General features: G+C 39.7%; 14 protein-coding genes. 11 read left to right on the top strand and 3 right to left on the bottom strand.

Annotated features, from left to right (window positions below; all coding sequences use genetic code 11):
• The first annotated feature begins 51 nt into the window (after positions 1-51).
• Positions 52-354 (top strand): hypothetical protein, encoded by a 303-nt coding sequence (locus tag GSQ19_RS10980; RefSeq protein ID WP_011317991.1) that lies wholly within the window; start codon positions 52-54, stop codon positions 352-354.
• A 7-nt stretch (positions 355-361) separates the two neighbouring features.
• Here GSQ19_RS10980 and GSQ19_RS10975 read toward each other — a convergent pair whose 3' ends face one another.
• On the bottom strand, positions 362-2,116 hold the full coding sequence (locus GSQ19_RS10975; protein ID WP_011317990.1) for a ShlB/FhaC/HecB family hemolysin secretion/activation protein: 1,755 nt from the start codon (positions 2,114-2,116) through the stop codon (positions 362-364).
• 147 nt (positions 2,117-2,263) lie between these two features.
• Between GSQ19_RS10975 and GSQ19_RS30255 the strand changes: the two genes are divergently transcribed.
• The 10 genes from GSQ19_RS30255 (at position 2,264) to GSQ19_RS10930 (ending at position 14,205) form a co-directional block, all read left to right on the top strand.
• A complete protein-coding gene (locus tag GSQ19_RS30255; protein ID WP_263435205.1) occupies positions 2,264-2,392 on the top strand; it encodes a hypothetical protein in 129 nt (42 codons plus the stop codon).
• A gap of 2 nt (positions 2,393-2,394) precedes the next feature.
• The gene (locus tag GSQ19_RS10970; protein WP_011317989.1) at positions 2,395-3,513 is read left to right on the top strand and encodes a phosphotransferase enzyme family protein; all 1,119 of its coding nucleotides are present in this window, start codon (positions 2,395-2,397) and stop codon (positions 3,511-3,513) included.
• Positions 3,510-4,049, top strand: a complete 540-nt coding sequence (locus GSQ19_RS10965; RefSeq protein WP_011317988.1) for a DOMON-like domain-containing protein — start codon at positions 3,510-3,512, stop codon at positions 4,047-4,049. The genes GSQ19_RS10970 and GSQ19_RS10965 overlap by 4 nt, the downstream gene beginning before the upstream one ends.
• Positions 4,050-4,599: 550 nt before the next feature.
• Positions 4,600-6,831 (top strand): NHL repeat-containing protein, encoded by a 2,232-nt coding sequence (locus GSQ19_RS10960; RefSeq protein ID WP_011317987.1) that lies wholly within the window; start codon positions 4,600-4,602, stop codon positions 6,829-6,831.
• Between the two features lie 126 nt (positions 6,832-6,957).
• Positions 6,958-8,058, top strand: coding sequence for a glycosyltransferase family 4 protein (locus tag GSQ19_RS10955; RefSeq protein WP_011317986.1), 1,101 nt, complete (start codon positions 6,958-6,960; stop codon positions 8,056-8,058).
• 542 nt (positions 8,059-8,600) lie between these two features.
• Positions 8,601-9,431, top strand: coding sequence for a helix-turn-helix domain-containing protein (locus tag GSQ19_RS10950; RefSeq protein WP_011317985.1), 831 nt, complete (start codon positions 8,601-8,603; stop codon positions 9,429-9,431).
• 230 nt (positions 9,432-9,661) lie between these two features.
• A complete protein-coding gene (locus GSQ19_RS10945) occupies positions 9,662-11,038 on the top strand; it encodes a HAMP domain-containing protein (protein ID WP_011317984.1) in 1,377 nt (458 codons plus the stop codon).
• Between the two features lie 50 nt (positions 11,039-11,088).
• Positions 11,089-11,880, top strand: a complete 792-nt coding sequence (locus GSQ19_RS10940) for a MinD/ParA family ATP-binding protein (RefSeq protein ID WP_011317983.1) — start codon at positions 11,089-11,091, stop codon at positions 11,878-11,880.
• A gap of 4 nt (positions 11,881-11,884) precedes the next feature.
• Positions 11,885-13,042, top strand: coding sequence for a DUF7005 family protein (locus tag GSQ19_RS10935; protein WP_011317982.1), 1,158 nt, complete (start codon positions 11,885-11,887; stop codon positions 13,040-13,042).
• Between the two features lie 68 nt (positions 13,043-13,110).
• Entirely contained in the window at positions 13,111-14,205 is a 1,095-nt protein-coding gene (locus GSQ19_RS10930) for a cyclic nucleotide-binding domain-containing protein (RefSeq protein WP_011317981.1), read from the top strand.
• A 112-nt stretch (positions 14,206-14,317) separates the two neighbouring features.
• On the opposite strand, the gene GSQ19_RS10925 is transcribed toward GSQ19_RS10930, so the two are convergent.
• Entirely contained in the window at positions 14,318-16,288 is a 1,971-nt protein-coding gene (locus GSQ19_RS10925; RefSeq protein ID WP_011317980.1) for a RiPP maturation radical SAM C-methyltransferase, read from the bottom strand.
• A 60-nt stretch (positions 16,289-16,348) separates the two neighbouring features.
• Positions 16,349-17,854, bottom strand: a complete 1,506-nt coding sequence (locus GSQ19_RS10920; RefSeq protein WP_011317979.1) for a radical SAM family RiPP maturation amino acid epimerase — start codon at positions 17,852-17,854, stop codon at positions 16,349-16,351.
• Between the last annotated feature and the right edge of the window lie 70 nt (positions 17,855-17,924).

The raw sequence follows: 17,924 nt of genomic DNA, 5'->3' as shown, positions 1-17,924 counted from the left end.
AATGAAGTAGAATGATTGGATAAATTCTGGTATACAACATAACCAAATCTTATGGAAACCACAAAGCTCCACATCTGTAAGCTAGAGGCGACTCAGGAATGGTTGTGTTTAGATGCAAGGGCTTACATTGCGGAATGTTTAGAAGCTTGTGTCACTGTGGAGATGCTGGCTGATTTGAGGGAAATTTTTCCACGTCAAGCATTGACAGTAGCTAGTGTTCAGGTTTGCGAATTGCAGAGAAAGCGCATTCAGCGATGGCTGAAAGAACAAAATGGAGAAGTCCAGGACTTGGGTGAGTCGCCCCAGTTTTTGCAGAGTTCTATGGATACATCATTGGGTCAGTGTTCATCGTAATTTTCTCTTAAAATGGTTGATAACGCAGTGAAAAGTGAAGACCATTTTCTTGCAGTGTGTTTCCGCTATAGTTAACATTCGTTAAGGGAATACCATAATCTAAACGTAGGTTTAAATCTCGACTTGGTTGCCAAAGCAAGCCTAAACCGAGACTGGAGATTGTCTGTGGTTGGGGATTACTACCGCGATTATTCCACACAGTACCAATATCAAAAAAAGGTGCTATCTGCAAAGCATTAGAGTTAGCAGTTAAGGGAAGACGAACTTCCACAGAAGCCGTAAAACCATTGTCGGCTACGAGTTTGTTTTGAGTATAACCACGAACTGTATCAAACCCACCAATACTAAATTTTTCTAATGATAATAAAGCATCTCCCGTCAGTTGGGCATTGACTCTAGTGAGGATTAATGTTCGTGAAGATAATAACTGCACCCATTGAAATTGTCCTAACCAAGAAAAGAAGCGCCCATCCGTATCAGTGTCGTTGACTGTAGCATCAAAAGCGCCAATACCAAGGCTAAATTGGGAGCGAGCTGCTAAAACACTTGTGGAATCTCGTTTTACCCAATCTTGAGAAAAACGAATGGCGGTAATTTTTGATTCTCCATCCTCCGCACCAGGAGAAAAAGAAAAAGGGATATTATCGAGGAGAAATGTTTGCGAACGACGTAAATCTAAGCCTAAACTCAGGGCAAGTTCTGTTTGGGGTTGGCGGTAGAGAGGATGACGATAACTGAGGGAATAGGTTTGAGTTTCGCTTCTAATGTCCAAATCGCGGAAATCATCTGTAATAATGTGGCTATTGGCATTATTTACCCGAAAACTCAATGTGTCATTATTGCCGTTTACCGGAATTGTATAGCTGACATCATACAAGTTAAGTCCTTCAGTAATTGTATATTCGGCAGCGAGGCGATCGCCAAAACCGAGCAAGTTATCATGATTCAAAAATACCCCTAGTTGAGTCGAACCAATACTGGGAGTTTGGTTATTGGCTGTAAAAACTCCCCTATGAAATGCTGGTGCTTCGGTGATATTTACTAGCAAGATACTACTACCAGAAGTACTGCCAGCAGTTAACTCAGCATTTACCCGTTGAATCACGGGGTCTAGTTGTAATAGTTGCAATGCTGCTTCTATGCGTTGGCGATTTAATGGCGTGGAGGTAGCTTTGGCGAGACGCGATCGCACGTATACTGATTGAAGACTTCTTAACCCAGTAATCTCAATTTTCTCTAGTTCTCCTTCCACCACCTGAATTTTTACCACACCATCAGTCAGATTTTGATTGTTGGGTAAAAATGCGCCACTGGTGATGTAGCCGTTTTCAATATAAAGTTCGGTAATATCTGAGCGTAGTTGAATTAAATCTGCAAAAGTAACTCGACGGTTCTCGAATGGTTTAATCAACTTGGCGATTTCATTTTTTAAGACTGTAGACCCCAAAACTTCAATTTTGGTCACTAAAAAGCTTTCACCAGTAGGAGAAGTAACATCCGATGGTGTTGGCACAGGAGGCACAGGAAGAATAGGTGTGGTAGGAGAAGGGGGAGTAGGAACAGTGGGAATAGGGGAGGGTTTAGGGATAGTTTGGTCGATAGTTTCTGGTGTAGTAGGGGGAATTGTCACCCCTGCCGGTGGTGTAGATTGGGCAGACGCAACACCAGGAAAGCTAATTAAGGTTAGTAGCAGAAATAATCTGGGACAGGGAAATTTTGCTTTAATTCGGGCATCATTCCTGCCTAAGTCAATATTTTTCACATTCTTGAAATTAACAATTAACGCACAAGTATTTTTACTTAAGTACAGTCTAAATTATCACGGTCATTCTTGACATACAAGCAATTAATGACATTTGAAATTGCATAAAACAGCATTGCTATTTGGGCGAAAGCAAGCTGAGGAAATATGAGTTCACGGGTTGCAGGTGTGCAGATACCCGACTTTTTAAAAAAGTCGGGTATCTATGACTTATTACGAGTTACTATGTCTCCTAATTGCCATCGTGCAGTTTTTGTGGGGAGTAGTAAAAGTTAAATATGACAGAAGTTATCAGCACGCAGTCTGTAGTAGATTTAGCTGCCATTGCCGAAAAATTCGCGTTTCCAGGTACAGTCACAAATGTTCAAGCATTTGGTAGTGGCAATATCAACGATACTTTTTTAGTAACTGTTGATTCCTTAGAAGCACAGCATTTTATTCTGCAACGGATAAACACTCTGGTGTTTCGTCAACCAGAATTGATTATGCAGAATATGCGTATCTTCAGTGATCATGTTTATCAACGTCTACAATACGCACCCCCAAGCCGTCGTTGGGAAGTTCCGCGCATACTTTCCACCAAGGATAATCACGATTATTGCACAGACACTCAGGGGAATTTCTGGCGAGCGATTAGCTTTATTTCTGGGTCGCAGTCTTTTGACACTATGCAGGATTTAGCACAAGCCCAAGAAATCGGTTATGCCTTGGGGATGTTTCACAACTTAATCAGCGACTTATCACCAGAAAAACTGGCTGATACTTTGGTAGGCTTTCATATTACGCCGCTTTACTTGCGTCACTATGAACAGGTTTTGGCAACAGCTAAACCGCAACCATCCCCAGAATTAGATTATTGCTTGCAATTTGTGAGCGATCGCCAAAGTTATGCCTGCATTCTAGAAAATGCTAAAGCTGCGGGTGAGTTGCCGTTACGTCTGATGCACGGCGATCCTAAAATTAACAATATCATGTTTGATACTGTGACTCACAAAGCCGTTAGCGTTATCGACCTCGACACGGTTAAACCCGGTCTAGTACATTATGACATTGGTGATTGTTTGCGATCGGGCTGTAACCATGCTGGGGAAGAAACAGAACATTGGGAAAGCGTTGCTTTTGACACTGATTTATGTCAAGGAATTTTACAAGGTTATCTGTCGGTAGCAAAGGACTTTCTCACCGAGAACGATTACGCATATATGTATGATGCTATACGCCTCATCGCCTTTGAATTAGGACTGAGATTCTTTGCTGACTATTTAGCGGGGAATGTTTACTTTAAAATTAAGTACCCAGAACATAATTTAGCCAGGGCGCTTGTGCAATTTAAACTAACCGAAAGTATCGAATCTCAAGAAATTAAGATTCGTAAAATTATTCAAGATATAAAATGAGTCACCAAATATTTTCTCTACAACCATTCTCCTCTGAAGAATCTGTAGTTGATCTCAAAATTGCTGGTAATATTAGCCGCCATAATAATCAACTCACAATTAATTATCAACTCGTTGGTGAATTAGCACCAGTTGAGATTCCCTCGCCTATAGACACACCAGCAAGAAAACATGAACTATGGCAAGATACCTGTTTTGAGTTCTTTATCGGTATTAAAGATTCTCAACAATATTGGGAATTCAACCTTTCTCCATCTCGCAATTGGAATATATACCGCTTTCATGGATATCGCCAAGGAATGCAGGAAGAAACAGCTTTTACTGCCCTACCTTTTAGTGTTGAAAATCAATCAGATAGTTTAGAACTTTCGTTGAATGTCGATTTAGAAAAAATTATTTCTCCTGAACAACTTATTGATGTCGCAATTACTACAGTTATTAAACAAAAGGATGGCAAAATAACTTACTGGGCTTTAGTGCATCAAGGTGAAAAAGCTGACTTTCACATCAGGGACAGTTTTATAATTAGATTATGAGATGTAGTGTGCGTCAGTCCGAGGAAACCTAGCTGCACCCAGAAATCATTCATATTGACGCACCCTAATAATACCAATTCAAAATTCAAAATTAAGCTAGTAGGGTGGGCATTGCCCACCCTACGAAATAATAGGTTTTTTAGCGTGACAATTTTAGTAATACGCAAGTGGCGCAAGATATAAGTCAAAGAGGTATTGCATTTATATTGATCAGTAAATATTAATCCATGATTATTGTGATTGATGGAAATAAAAAATAATTATGTGATTTTAATAAATTTTTCGTGAAATCAAAAAAAATAATCTTAAATATTTGCTATACATAACTGAAAGATTCAGCCATAAAATAACGGGTTCTCTACAAATTACTAAGGAAATTTCATATTTTGCTGATAGAACATTAAGCTTCACGTAAAAATCATTTACATATATGTTCATCAGAGTCTATTGGAGTCCGTTGTAGTAATTAGCCATGATACACCAAAAACCCAAGTAGGTGATTTATGTTGCTACATAACACATCGTACTAATTCAAAATTTGCATAATTTTATGGAAAAAAAATTAGCTCCACAGTTTAACAATTTTTACCAAAGCTGTAGTCGGTATTTCCAAAAACTGTCTCGTAATCAAAACTTTCGAGGCTTGAAAATATATCTTTTGATACTTACTATAGCTATGGTGATAATTATTAATCCCATAGGCAATTATATGCCTTGGATTGTAAATATACTACCAACAACTACTGAGAAAATAACTCATAAATCATCTGCACAGCTAACAGATAAACAATCCCAGAAAACCTCAAATAAAGCAGCCTATAAAACCTCTTGGATAGGTAACACTTTTAGTGGTAAAAAGTGGGTGCAAATTCAAATGGAGGGTATATATGTTGCCCCAGATGGCACAGTTTATGTCAACAGTCATTGGGATGAAGCTGGTAGAGAAGTAGGTATTTATAAAGACGGCGATGTAATTGGTAAAGCTGATGACTTACATGGCTGGGGAAGGTTGGGAGGTAAAGCAATTACAGCCAATCAAAAGTACCTCTATGTAGCTATGCAGCAATCCCATGAAGGGAAACCAGAGGATGATTACCCACCAAAGGGAACCACTTGGTACAATGTCCGACGCTATGACTTGTCTGGAAAACCTGCGCCTTTTGCTGGGGGGCGTGGTTGGGATAAAAGTATGGTCATTGTCAATAGTAAAAGTGAAGTTACTGGATTAGCGACTAAAGACAAAGAGTTATATGTAAGTGATCCTGCTAGCGATCGCCTCCGCGTTTACAATACAGATACCATGCAGGAACTACGCAGCTTTAGCGTTCCTGATCCTGGTGCGATCGCCGTTGATCAGCAAAATAACTTATGGGTTGTGCAGAATAAGAAAATAGTCCGATATTCGCCCCAAGGTAAGCAATTAGCCCAACAAATCACTGATGTTGCTAACCCAAGTGCGATCGCCTTTGATCCTCAAGGCAGACTACTGGTAGCTGACAACGGAAAACGTCAGCAAGTACTCATTTATAACGTCACCAATCAACCAAAACAAGTGGGTACTTTCGGTGACAAAGGCGGTATCTATGGGGGTACTTCTGGCGAAGTCAAAGACGGGAAACTGTATGGTATTACCGGAGTCGGCACAGATAAAAGCGGCAATATCTACATTAGTAATCATGGTTTTAATAGTACTGGTGCTGACTTGAGAAAATTCTCGTCATCGGGAAAACTCCAATGGCGCTTACTCGGTTTGCAATTCATAGATAATGCCGATGCTGATCCTGACAGCGATGGTAGAGATGTGTTCACCAAAAACGAACACTTTGTCATGGACTACAGCAAAAACAACGGCAAGGAATGGACATATAAAGCATATACCTTAGATAAGTTCCGCTACCCAGATGATGGAAGACTCCACACCACACCCACATCAGCCTTCGTTCGGCGCTTGGGTGGAAAACGCCTACTCTACCTCTCCTCAGAAATGATGGCAGAACGGCTGTTAATCTACCGTTTTGATGGTGAGATAGCTGTTCCCTGCGGCATTTTTGGCAAAAACCATCTTAGTTGGCCTCCTAACCAACCAAAAGACGGTAGCTGGTTATGGCGGGATGTTAATGGTGATGGTTCCATCCAAAACAACGAATACAAAACCTTAGGTGAAGAAGATGGTTCTGTTTGGGGTTGGGAAATAGACAGCAAAGGAGATATCTGGCAAGCAGCCGAAGCTGGCTACATCAAACATTATCCCTATCAAAAATTAGATAATCATGGCTGTCCCATTTATGGACAAGCTGTTGGGGGCAAAATACCCATGCCAGCACCTTTCAAAACTTTGACAAGAATCAAATACTTTCCCAAACAAGACGTTATGTATCTTGGAGGCTACACCCATGAACATCCCAACCTTGATGGTGATTGGGGGTTAGTTGGCACAGAAATAGTCCGTTATGACAACTGGAGTAAAAAAAGAAATCTCCGGTGGCGGATAGTGCTTCCTTATAATCATCAAACAGACCCCAAATTACATATCAAATCAATTGATGTGGCAGGAGACAGAGTTTTTGCCGTTGCTAGTAAAAAAGCGGAAGTTTATGTATATAAAGCCACAACAGGGGAAGCATTGCCAATGTTAACACCAGGCGCAGAAGTAGGAGGCGAAAGCGGCTGGATTGACATCCCCTATGGCATTCGTGCTTTTCGTCGCGCCAATGGTGAGTATTTAGTATTCGTGGAAGAAAATGCTAAAGGAAAGGTGATGATGTATCGATTACCTGGATGAATTAACCAGATACCCGACTTCTTCAAGAAGTCGGGTATCTGAAGAAGTCCGGGATCTGAAAGAACTTCCGGATAATTGCCAATAACTAGAGATTTATTTTTTGTAATTAGAATCAAAATTATTTTTATGCGTATACTACATATTTTGAATCACGTCCGTGAAATTGGTAATGGTATCGTTAACGTCGCTGTAGATTTAGCTTGTCTGCAAGCCAAAAATAATCATGATGTAGCTGTAGCATCTGCTGGCGGAGAATATGAAACATTACTGGCTGAATATGGTGTTAAACACTTTGAGTTAAACCAAAGCCGCACACCCCTAAATTTAATTCATGCGGCTAGGCGTTATCGAGCCATTATCCGAGAATTTCAACCGGATATAGTCCATGCTCATATGATGACGGGAGTTGTGCTGGGAAGATGTCTCAAAGCTGATTCTGAGTATGCTTTGGTGGCGACAGTACACAATGAATTTCAACGTAGTGCAGTACTCATGGGATTAGCAGATCGGGTAATTGCGGTGAGTCATGCTGTCGCTAAATCAATGGCGAGACGTGGCATTCCTGAGCATAAATTGCGGGTGATATCCAACGGCACATTAGGCAGCGTCCGTACTCGTAATATTCAAGATTACTCACCAGTAGAATTACAACGACCAGCGATCGCTACTGTAGCAGGGATGTATCAACGTAAAGGCATTGGTGAGTTAATCGCGGCTTTTGCACAGATTGCCCAAGATTTCCCCCAAGCCCATCTTTATCTCGTTGGAGAAGGCCCCGAAAGGCAGATTTTTGAGGAAAAAGCCCAAGCTACAGGTTTGAGCGATACACGCATTCATTTTGTAGGTTTCCAACCAGAACCACAACGCTACTTATTAGCCGCAGATATATTTGTACTTGCTTCTCACCGTGATCCTTCTCCCCTAGTAATTCCAGAAGCCCGTGAAGCCGGCTGTGCTATTGTCGCTACTAATGTAGATGGCATTCCCGAAGCATTAGACAATGGCAAGGCTGGTGTTTTGGTTCCCCCAAAAGATAGTTCTGCTTTGGCAGATGCCCTAGCAAAATTACTTAGCCAACCTCATCTGCTCAAGCATTGGCAAGACCAAGCGCAACAAAATTTAGAATTGCTGACAGTTGGGCGTGTGAATCAACAAACTTTGGCAGTTTATGCTGAGGTTAAAATAGGATTTAGAAACGTAATTTGCCATACCCTAAAAAAAAGCTAGTATGTTTTGCGGGGTTGTCAGATACTCTCGGTGGGTAGCTGATTTATGTTGCTCTGTAACAGTCTCAGCACCCATAACCTCTAATCTTTTTCTCTCTAAATTTTCAATGCACCAAAGTAGAAAACTGTGTATATACTTTGATGAATCTTTTTAGCATGATTATTAAATTTAATCTTTGCTATTAGTAGGAATTGACTGAAAATATAAACTTTTATAGACAATAATAAATTAAATTTTACCTGACTGTAGGTGTCATTTATCAGCCGATAGTTTTTCTTGATTGGGTCTGATGCTTTCCTTGTAGGAAGCTGTACAACATCTTTGCTCCCAAGGAAAACGCTACATGAATGCCGCTAACTGCTAAAGGTATCTCTATTCCTTAGAGAGTGAAGATTTTTAACGTTTATTATTTAGTAAATTTAATTACTAAAATGTAATCTAATAGATACATATATTCACGTAAAACCCTGAATTCTACAGTTAAATAACCTTAAGGCTAATTAGATTCACTTAGAAATTCAGTAATTACAGTGAGTAGAACTATGGTTTTTGACAGCTGTATTTCCGAGCAACATACTTATCAAGTTACACAGCAGCTAGAAAAAGAGTTGCGCCTTACTCATTTGCTGATGGATTGTGTCACAGATGCGGTGTTCTGGGTAAAACCAAATGCCAGGATTTTATATGTTAATGATGCTGCGTGTAGTTTAGTAGGCTACTCCCGTGAAGAATTGCTTTGTATGAGTATTCAATACCTAAACTTAGAATTTTTGATGGAAGTTTGGTTACAGCACTGGGAAACTATTAAACAAAAAGGGTCTTTATATTTTGAATCTCTGTATAAGACTCAAGGAGGTTTAAGTTTACCCGTCCAAACTACTGTTACCTATATGGAAGAAGACGGTAGGGAATACGGTTGCATCTCCATCCGTGAGATTAAAAAACGTCAACCAGAGTCATTTCAGTTGCAACAAAATCCCACACTAGATATTGTTGAAACTAGAAAACCATCAGAACCTTGTAAATCAATATTTCCCTCTGGCTCTCAGCTAAATCAGGTCTTTAAATTTATTGAGTCTAACTACAACCAATCCATTGGCTTACGTGACGTAGCCCAAGCAGTTGGTTACTCCCCGGCTTATTTAACTGATCTAGTGCGTCGGCATACAGGAGAAACGGTAAATCATTGGATTATTAAGCGACGGATGGTAGCCGCACGAACATTACTGCTAGAAACCGATCAATGTGTGAATCAAATTGCTGAAGCTGTGGGCTATCAACACGAGGGTCATTTCTTCCGTCAGTTTCGCCAGTACCATGACACTACGCCCCATGCTTGGCGGAAAATGCAGCGTCAGGTGGCAACATCATAATAGAGACGAAAAAATTGCGAGTCCGACAAAAAGATTGTGCATTGTTTTCAAATCTCGTTTCTTCTAACCTGCTAAATATCTATAGGAAGTCGCTTCGCTCCAATTCAAAATTCAAAATTCAAAATTAAAGACCCCACGGATTTATCCGTGGGCTTGAATTAATGTTGTTTCACTTTTTTTCTTCTTCATAAATAAATTCAGGGGATTGTATCCTTTTTTATTTGGTCAAAATGAAGTATTTCCGGCGGTTATTTTATCCACCTGCTTGGCCGATCGCTGCCAAAATTTCGGTAGCCTTGGTCTGTGCTGTGCTAGTACCAATGATTTTTACGGCTTACTACAACCTACAACAAAGTTTAAACAGTGTAGAAGCTGGCGAATATCACAAACTAGAACTGCTAGCTAGTAGCAGCGCCAGTCGTCTTGACCAATTAATTATTGATTATCATCGGGTAGTTGCTCAAATCAGTAGCGATCGCCATGTAGTAGATTTTCTCTCAGCTACCACACCGGAAAACCGCAAAGCCCAAGGCCACAACCTACAACAGACCATCCACAATGTCCTCCGTTCCCATCCCAACTTGGATGTTGTGTTACTGATGGATAAAAATGGTCGATGTCTGGCTGCAACAGACTCTCAATTTATTGGTGAAAACTATTCCCACATCCAAGGTAACTTTTATGGGTCTAGTACTTTACTTGGTGAAGCCAGTCAAAATCCGGGTATGTTCTTTTCCCAACCTGTACGCTCGCCTCATGGGGAAATTATCGGACTGACCGTCATCAAGATTCGCCAAGCAGATATCTGGGTAATTATCAATGCTTTGCAACTATTAGGCTCCCAGAATTACGTCTTTGTGATTGATCAACAAGGAACTATTATCAGTCATCCTGATCCGTCTGTGGTTAACCATAGCCCAAATATTCCTGAGTTAGGGGTGATGGTAAAAGCTAAACAACCAGGTCACGCCACCTATCATTTGCCCAAATCCCACATTTCCCAAATAGTCGGCTTTGCACCCTTGGCTACCCAACCTTGGGTACTAGGAGTTAGTCAACCCAATGCAGAGTTTACCGCGCCCTTGCATCGTCTGATCTGGCTCAATAGCAGTAGCGTGGTGATTGTCGGTGGAATTACCGCTATTATTGCTTTGCTGTCAGGGTTAAGTATTTCCCGCCCGATTCACGCCCTCACCGCCGCCGCCCAAGCATTGGAGGATGATAATTTTGATGCTGACGTAGTTGAGTTACACCAGAGTTTAGCGGAATTAGGTCATAGAGAAGATGATATCGGGCAATTAGTGCGAGTTTTTTCAGAAATGGCTGAAGAAGTCAGATTACGCGATCAACGGCTGAAAATGCAGGTTCAGGAACTACGGATTGAGATTGATCAAACCAAAAGAGCCAACTATGTAGCCGAAATCACCGAAAACGAACACTTTCGGCATCTACAACAAACAATTCAAAAACTCAAACAACAGGAAATAACCACTCATGAAACTGAAAAAGAGTACTACCAGCGATTACAAATTCAAGTTCAATCCCTAAAAGAGCGATCGCTCAACAGTAAAAATCAACCCTTAACAGAGCCAACAGAACATACATAACCACTATATTAATTTTCCAATTACCAATCACCAATTACCAAATATAATTTATGTCCCAAATCATCGCTATTCACTCATTCCGTGGCGGAACCGGCAAATCCAATATCATTGCCAATATAGGAGCTACTATGGCACTAAAAGGGCAACGTGTAGGCATAATCGACACTGATATCCAATCACCAGGGATTCATATTATTTTTGGTCTCAAAGAAGAAAAAATTCGACTAACCCTCAATGACTATCTATGGAAACGCTGCGATATTCAAGATACCGCCTACGATGTTACCGATACATTAATTGCCGAGTCAGGAAACACAGATAAAATTAGGGGTAGCCTTTATCTAATTCCCTCCAGTATTAAAGCTGCGGAAATCGCTAGAGTTTTGCGTGAAGGATATGATGTAGTCCGACTTCATGATGGCTTTCAGGAAATTATTCGTAGTTTAAAATTGGATTACCTTTTAATTGATACTCATCCTGGTTTAAATGAAGAAACTTTGATTTCCATTGGTATTGCTAATACTTTACTAATTATCCTCCGTCCAGATAATCAAGATTTCCAAGGAACAGCAGTAACAGTAGACGTAGCGCGAAAATTGAAAGCAGCAAGAATTCTCTTAGTCCTCAATAAAGCTTTAGCATCCTTTAATTTTACTGACTTGCAACAACAGCTAGAGCAAATCTATGATGTCCCAGTAGTAGGAATTTTGCCCCTGGCAGAAGATATGGTACAACTGGCGAGTAAAGGTCTTTTTTGTCTACGTTATCCTCAACATCCCATCACTCAAACAATACAAGAGATTACTGATCAGCTTGCTGGTTTAGTGGTAAGTCATCAGTAGCAATATGAACCTTAAACAATCATTGCGTACTCAAGTTTTGACTGACTTTGGAGCAACATCTTCTGAAATTGAAGAACTATTGATATACAACCAAAATGTTTTTGCTCACGATACCTTAACTTCCCCAATTGAGTTTCCCTTACCTCCAGAACCACACATGAAAGTTTGGGAAGAATACGCAGTTTTAGCCAAAGTTTTAGGGGTGTTTGCAGTACTCAAACAGAAGCTTGTACAGTTGCAATTTCCCATCCAAGAGGGTATCTCTCAAACACAAGCATATCAAAATGCCACTCGTAAAGGTGTGTCAACAAATGGAATGGCAGAAGCTAGTGGTTTAGTCTTGCAGCAACCACAAAAACTACAATTAATCCTCCACCAAAGCTTGGCTGGAACTATTCCAGTATTACTAACTGAGAGCCGAGAAGATTTTATATCTTTAGTACAAGCCTTAACAATGCGAAATGAACCCCAAACAGTTCCTACATCAATGGGCGCTTGTATTGTTCGCGGGTTCAACAATTGGGATAGGATTCGTCAGTATCGCCAAAAATGGGAAGCAGCAAATTTTGGTAATTGTGGTGAAAACAACTGGAAAGCGGAGTTTCAAAAAATCATTCCCCAGAAAACACTTTATCAAGATAAATTTATTATTTTAAGTAATAGTCCGTATAGTAATATTCCTGCTAAAGATATAGGCATTTCTGAATCCGAATGGCACCAATTATCTATCACAATTCGCCTGGAACATGAATGTACTCACTACTTGACACATCGCTTATTTAATTCCATGCGAAACAATATATTCGATGAGCTAATTGCCGACTATAGAGGTATTGTAGCTGCTAGTGGCAATTATTATTCTAATTGGTTTTTGCAGTTTTTAGGATTAGAATCATTTCCCAACTATCGAGAAGGAGGTAGACTGCAAAACTATCGTGGTCAGCCACCACTTTCTGATAGAGCCTTTGCAATTTTACAAGGATTAGTTAAAGCAGCCGCCGAAAATTTGCAGCAATTTCATATTAAATATGTAGAAAATAACACAAGCCTGAATAATCAACCATTAATCTTAATTGCATTGTGTTATTTGACCTTGGAGGAATTAGCTACTCCGGAGGCTGACTCACATATCCATAACATCTTAAATAAACTACCAATATAGATATATATCCGCGCCTCTGTAGTTTCCATATCCTTCTAACAATTTACAAAACACAGGGTAATTAACCTATGACTGAAATTCTCCTGAAAGAGTTAACTAAAAGTGATATTGATTGGATGATTACTACCGGTAATCAACAAGAATTAGCGGCTGGTACTATTCTTATTCAAGAAAGAGGAAGTACTGAGTTTTTTCATATTTTATTAGATGGTACATTTAGCGTCACTCTCTCCCAACCAGAAAATAATCCTCTAACTCGTGCATTCGCAGCTATTGAAGGTGAAGAAATTTCAGGTAGAGAGATTGGGAGATTATCTAGAGGTGAGATAGTCGGAGAAAGTCCCTTGATTGGGACACGTCCACCAGCCACTACAATTACATCTGTAGAAAAGTCCCTGGTGATATCAATCCCAATAAGAGAATTAGCAGCCAAATTACAGCAAGATGTGGGTTTTGCGGCGCGTTTTTATCGAGCGATCGCCATCATTATTTCCAATAGAATAGAAAATACCATCGATCAACTTGGTCGTCGTAACCTAGCACAAAGTCAGCCTTTACGAGATGTACTGTTTATTTTAGGAGAATTACACGATAGTGACATCGATTGGATGATGGCTTCTGGTACTCCACAAAAAATTCCCGCTAATACCATACTCATTCACGAACAAGGAACTGTAGACGCGCTGTATATTCTTCTCGATGGAAAAATGTCTTTGTCTATTTCTCTAGATGAACGAAATCCTTTAGTGCGTGCTTTTGCAGCTATTGAAGGTAATGAGATTTCTGGTAGAGAAATAGCCAAATTATCCAAAGGTGAAATCATCGGAGAAACACCCTTTATTGATGGTAGTTTACCCCCTACAACTGTTAAAGCAATTGAACATTCTGTAGTGTTATCGATTCCCCGACAGCAACTAGCCGCAAAATTACAACAAGATATAGGATTTGCATCAAGATTTTATCGGGTAATTGCTAGTTTGCTTGATCAAAGATTACAACCAATGGTGAGTCAGCTTGGCTATGGTAGGCGAGTTTATAGCCGGGGTGAATCTTTACATGAAGGGCTAGAGTATGACGATGAATTAGATATTAACACTTTAGATAGAATGGCGATCGCTGGTAAAAGATTTGATTGGATGTTGGAAAGATTAAAAGTAAGTTAGGTAATTTTTCCATTGCTCCTATGTTTAACCGTAAAATTAAGAATACCAGCGATCGCCACTCAAAATAACTTAGTGAATCGCTGGGTAAAAAATTAAATTATGGATTGGAAAATTACATCCAAAGGGTAGCCCACGCAGGACGAGGAGATTCTAATTTCTTTGTATTATTCCGAATAAAACCAATGATGTCTACATATCCTGAAGGAGATTCGATATCCTTATATTGCCTGGGGTACGGGGTAGAAGCTGTCACGGCTAGACTCAACATCTTACCGTTTATTTGCAGCAAAATCTTGTATGATTGCAGCTCATCTACCACTGGTTGAATTTCGTTCCAAGAAACATCAAGTTTGTAACTTGTATGCAGAGTCTCCAACAGTTCTGTCTCTGTTACGGCACGATCGCAGGCAGTATAGACTTGATATGCTAGTCCTTGCAGATTTATCTCATTATTAATGGCACATGGTCTAGTATCAATTATTCTGATCTGCTCACCATTATCTTCCGCGATTTTTAAACTCGGAGGATTTGGAGAATTAAACATTTCTGTCCACTGATTGACCCATTCTGCTAGTGCTTGATGCTCTGGAAGTACTTTTTTGCCAGCCTGATGACTATGATCCTCAAAATAGTATGCCAAATCAGCCATCGCTTCTGGCGAAATTGGGTAAATATATGAATAAGCTTTATGAGGTAAAAGTTCTAACCCATAATTGGTTGGTTGATTATGATAGAGGCTAAAGCGATCGTATCGGATCGATGCTACACCGGACGGTGGTTGCAAATGCACAATCCAAGGAAGCCATTGAAGTAGCTCAGAGTACCATTCCGCAGACTCTCCAGGAGCGCCAACAAGGAAATTCCACAACACAATCAGACCAAATTCATAAGCCCACTTGAGTAGTTGAATATTAATTACAGTTGAATTGCCTTTATTCAGTAACTTCAAGGCCAGGTCGTGCATACTTTCTATTCCTGGCTGAATTAGCCTCACACCAGCATCCCTCAGCTGTTGTAGTTGTTGGCGCTTCAAGTTAGCCTTCGTTTCATAAAAAATCGTATACGGTTCTTTTAATTGCGCAAATATGGGAAGAACTGTATTAATGTGATTCATACTCAAAATATTATCGACGACTTGGAACTTTCTCAAGTCATATCGCTGTGACAATTGCAGAAATTCTTCCACCACCCGATTTGAGGATTTTGACCGATAGGTGAGTCCCGCACCATTTAGTCCACAGAATGTGCAATGGTTTTTTTGTCCCCACCAACAACCTCGTGAGGTTTCAATAGGTAAACCAGGAGTTATATATGGAGAAAGCTTGGAGATATTGAGAGTTTGAAAGTAATCGTCGTAATCAGGAGTTGGTACTTGATCTAAATCATGTATGGACGCTCTAGGCGCTTCTTGTGCAAGTATATTCATGCTCCGATGAGCTGGGCCAATAACACCGTAAGGAAGTTCTGCTACATCAACGTCACGACCTTTGTCTAGTAGCTTACGACACAGCTTGGAAAACAGATCATCCCCTTCTCCTGAAGCTACAAAATCCACCCAAGGAAATTCCCTATGAGTGGTAACCCCCATTGATCCCTCACAGTTAGCACCACCTATGAGCGTGATAACATCTTGGTTTAATTCTTTAATTCTGCGGAGTAGAGCCAGTGATGCACTGTGCTGTTGGAACATAGAACTACAGCTAACAATCCGAGGCTGTAAATCTAAAATAGACTGTGCTACACGCTCAATAAAAGCCTTAGCTTGATTACGAACTAACCAAAGCGCCTGAGTTTTGGTAGAGTTTCTTTGGGCAGTGAGTATACTGAGATATTCCGAGTGGTCAGGTTGAAAATCTGGAAATGCTACCCCGGAGAATGTCCATTCCCCCATTAATAGGTGAGGAGAACTTTCACTAATTTCTGCATACTTGTAGAGACCGATTTCCTCAGCAAAAGAAATATTAGGATAGAGAGCGATCGCTTGAATACCTTTTTGTGTCAAGCAAGACTTCAATATCCCTAAAGCAATAGACGGCCTTTCGATCGCAGCATAGGGCATCGATACTAGACATACATCAACCATGATACATTCCTTCAAAAACAGCCCTCGTCCGACATCTACTTTTAGTCAAAAGCAAGATATTTATGATTCATCATCTAACACGCCTTCCCTAAACATTAAATTTAAAGAATCAAAAATATGAATTGATGGAATACCATAAATATTGAAGGATGCAGCAATTTCTGCGGCGGTCTTATCTCCCTTATCAATCATTTTCCCTAACTGTTGAATAAACGGAGCATTACCAAATTTGTGCTTTTTATATTTAGTTGAGACTTGAAATCCATCTGACAAGTTTTCGTACTTCAAGTCTGGACGAAATCTGATCAGATCATTTGGTCTAATAGTTAGAGCCATATGTCGCTCAATCATTCCTGTTAATAGTATTTTTAACTCATCAATATTCTCAAAATCACCTTCTTCATAAACTCGATAACCTAAAGGCCATCGCTCATCTGCGTTCCAGGGACTAATCAGTTTTACGTGGCGTTTTACCATATTAAAAAGAAACCCACTAACACAGGAACTAGTTCCTTGGAATGAGTCTTCAGGCTTTTCTGGATTTTTAATTTCTGGATTTTTATATATATTTTTCTGATTATATTCACGCGCTCGACCAGAGTTAGACTTGATACTTTTAGATTCTGGATTTTGCAGTACTAATTCAACAAAAGCTAACTCTTCTGGGCTGAACTCCTGATGAACGCGATCTAACATTTTTAAAGATAGAATTGAGAATCGATTAATAACAATTCCATTTTGAAGTGAGAGCTTTAATAGTGCGCGTGTACGTCTAGGATCTTTTAAGGATAGAGCTGTTGTAGTTTGAGGAAAAATTCCCAAGACATCATGAAAATCCTGGCAGAATTTTTCATAATCTGGATTATCAAGCGGATCTGTTGCCCAGTAACAAAATCCCGCTTTAGCGGCCTGTCCCTGTATACTTTTTAGTAACTCTAGCACTCCATGCCATAGTTTTGCATTTTCCTGATTGTAGGCAAAAATATCTTCGAGACGTGGCGCAGAAATAGCACAAAACCAGCACCCTACAGAGCAACCTATACTCAGTTCAAAAGCTGTAGTTACGTGCAGCAATTTGTCATGCACTAACTTAGGCATTTGACTCAAAGTTCGAGCAATTTGTCTCTCCCTCCAGGCATGAAAACGGGGTTCAAGACTAGAGGAAGCAAGTTCTAATATATTGGTACTAAAATTTAATTCTTGGTAAAAATTTTGATTAATATTTGAATTGACAGGAATGGATTTTTTATTATTATCATAATTTGTGTTTATTTGATGTAATAATGCCTGAACATCATCATGATCAATTTGTAACTTATAATCAGTTATAGTTTGATGTGGATATGTTGAAAACTGTTGCTGAAAATCTGGATCTGCATTCCATCTTTCGTAAAATCGTTTGATATTACTTACTTTAGTTAAATATCTCTCCAACTCCAAATCTAATAAACTTCCACTGACAACTAAATCTGCAAGTTTTGTTTTTTTAAAAAAATCTTTCAATTGAATAGTATCTATAATTGGATTTTCATCCTCTTTAAAGCTAGACTTCTGAAGTTGTATCATTTTATAAATCTCTCATTTTAATTTAATCAATGAAGGGCTGCGAACAATAACTAATTCGCTAATGCACAAG

Source organism: Trichormus variabilis 0441 (assembly GCF_009856605.1).
In the GTDB taxonomy this organism is placed as follows: Bacteria; Cyanobacteriota; Cyanobacteriia; order Cyanobacteriales; family Nostocaceae; genus Trichormus; species Trichormus variabilis.
Note: the sequence above shows the minus strand (reverse complement) of the source record. Positions and strands in the feature narration are given on the sequence as shown.

What these genes read in the sequence shown, in the direction of transcription:
- GSQ19_RS10980 (WP_011317991.1), top strand. Translation starts at nt 52, where the DNA reads ATGGAAACCACAAAGCTCCACATCTGTAAGCTAGAGGCGACTCAGGAA.
- GSQ19_RS30255 (WP_263435205.1), top strand. Translation starts at nt 2,264, where the DNA reads ATGAGTTCACGGGTTGCAGGTGTGCAGATACCCGACTTTTTAAAAAAG.
- GSQ19_RS10970 (WP_011317989.1), top strand. Translation starts at nt 2,395, where the DNA reads ATGACAGAAGTTATCAGCACGCAGTCTGTAGTAGATTTAGCTGCCATT.
- GSQ19_RS10965 (WP_011317988.1), top strand. Translation starts at nt 3,510, where the DNA reads ATGAGTCACCAAATATTTTCTCTACAACCATTCTCCTCTGAAGAATCT.
- GSQ19_RS10960 (WP_011317987.1), top strand. Translation starts at nt 4,600, where the DNA reads ATGGAAAAAAAATTAGCTCCACAGTTTAACAATTTTTACCAAAGCTGT.
- GSQ19_RS10955 (WP_011317986.1), top strand. Translation starts at nt 6,958, where the DNA reads ATGCGTATACTACATATTTTGAATCACGTCCGTGAAATTGGTAATGGT.
- GSQ19_RS10950 (WP_011317985.1), top strand. Translation starts at nt 8,601, where the DNA reads ATGGTTTTTGACAGCTGTATTTCCGAGCAACATACTTATCAAGTTACA.
- GSQ19_RS10945 (WP_011317984.1), top strand. Translation starts at nt 9,662, where the DNA reads ATGAAGTATTTCCGGCGGTTATTTTATCCACCTGCTTGGCCGATCGCT.
- GSQ19_RS10940 (WP_011317983.1), top strand. Translation starts at nt 11,089, where the DNA reads ATGTCCCAAATCATCGCTATTCACTCATTCCGTGGCGGAACCGGCAAA.
- GSQ19_RS10935 (WP_011317982.1), top strand. Translation starts at nt 11,885, where the DNA reads ATGAACCTTAAACAATCATTGCGTACTCAAGTTTTGACTGACTTTGGA.
- GSQ19_RS10930 (WP_011317981.1), top strand. Translation starts at nt 13,111, where the DNA reads ATGACTGAAATTCTCCTGAAAGAGTTAACTAAAAGTGATATTGATTGG.
- GSQ19_RS10925 (WP_011317980.1), bottom strand. Translation starts at nt 16,288, where the DNA reads ATGGTTGATGTATGTCTAGTATCGATGCCCTATGCTGCGATCGAAAGG.
- GSQ19_RS10920 (WP_011317979.1), bottom strand. Translation starts at nt 17,854, where the DNA reads ATGATACAACTTCAGAAGTCTAGCTTTAAAGAGGATGAAAATCCAATT.